The sequence below is a fragment of the Psychrobacter sp. 1U2 genome, assembly GCF_051847575.1.
Genome location: NZ_JBPYDC010000243.1, coordinates 1 through 1,330 on the forward strand (window position 1 = coordinate 1; position 1,330 = coordinate 1,330).

The 1,330-nt window shown below is 46.6% G+C and carries 1 protein-coding gene; it reads left to right on the forward strand.

Features of this window, described 5'->3' with window-relative positions:
• Nucleotides 1-1,028: tryptophan synthase subunit beta (gene trpB, locus ACS8FD_RS14855; protein WP_439276423.1), on the forward strand; the 1,028-nt coding region annotated here is incomplete at its 5' end.
• Between the last annotated feature and the right edge of the window lie 302 nt (nt 1,029-1,330).

Here is a 1,330-nt window from a genome sequence, read left to right on the forward strand (position 1 = left end):
ATGTTGGTCGCCCAAGTCCGATATTTCATGCCAGACGCTTAAGCGCACATTGCGGCGGGGCGCAGATTTATTTTAAGCGTGAAGATCTCAATCATACGGGCGCGCACAAGATTAATCACTGCTTAGGTGAAGTATTACTTGCCAAAAAACTAGGCAAAACCAAGGTCATTGCGGAGACGGGCGCAGGGCAACATGGCGTGGCGTTGGCAACCGCAGCGGCGTTGATGGGCCTTGAGTGTGAGATCCATATGGGTGTCGTTGATATCGAAAAAGAGCATCCCAATGTCAGCCGGATGAAAATACTAGGCGCGAAGATCGTCCCTGTATCGCGCGGGGCAGGGACACTAAAAGAGGCGGTCGATAGCGCTTTTGAGACTTATCTTGATGAGCTGGATACCAGTCTATTTGCTATTGGCTCAGCTTTAGGCCCTGCACCGTATCCTGAAATCGTCAGTTATTTTCAATCGGTCGTTGGCCGCGAAGCAAGAGCGCAGTTCTTAGAGACAACTGGTAAGCTCCCTAATAAAGTGGTCGCTTGTGTCGGCGGTGGCTCTAATGCTATCGGCATTTTTAGTGGTTTTTTGGACGACAAAGAGGTCGAGAAAGTTGGGGTGGAACCTGCAGGTGAAGGCTTAGAGACATCCAATCACGCCGCTACCATGACGTTAGGAGTAAAAGGCGCGCTGCATGGCTTTAAGTGTTATGTCTTGCTAGATGAAGATGGCGAGCCTGCCCCTGTACATTCGATTGCCTCAGGTCTTGATTACCCGGGCGTTGGGCCACAGCATTCGCTTTTGCGCGATATGGGTTTAGCGACTTATGAGTCGGCAACCGACGCAGAGTGCTTGGATGCCTTTATGGCGTTATCAAGATTAGAAGGTATTATTCCTGCCTTAGAAACTGCCCATGCCATTGCCTATGCGATGAGAGTTGCCAAAGACATGTCGCCTGATGAGACTATTTTGGTCAATTTATCCGGGCGCGGTGATAAGGATATTGATTTTATTTTGGATAAAGTCAAGTTATAACGAATTAATTACTGACGAATACATAAAACAGCACCTATCAAGCGATTAACAAGTTATCATCATGGCGTTTTTAACGACATAATACGTCTCATGACATAACTTTTTACGACTTAGCAAAAGCAGTCTAAACGCTTAATAGGATTAACCAGTGACTAAACGCGACCTCATTATCTTTTTTACCCTCTCTTTTATGTGGTCGCTGTCTTTTATATTCTATCGTGTTGGGGTTCCTGAGTTTGGTTCGATAGCATTTGCAAGCCTACGAGTGCTGTTCGCAGGTTTCACTATGCTGGTCTTTTTAT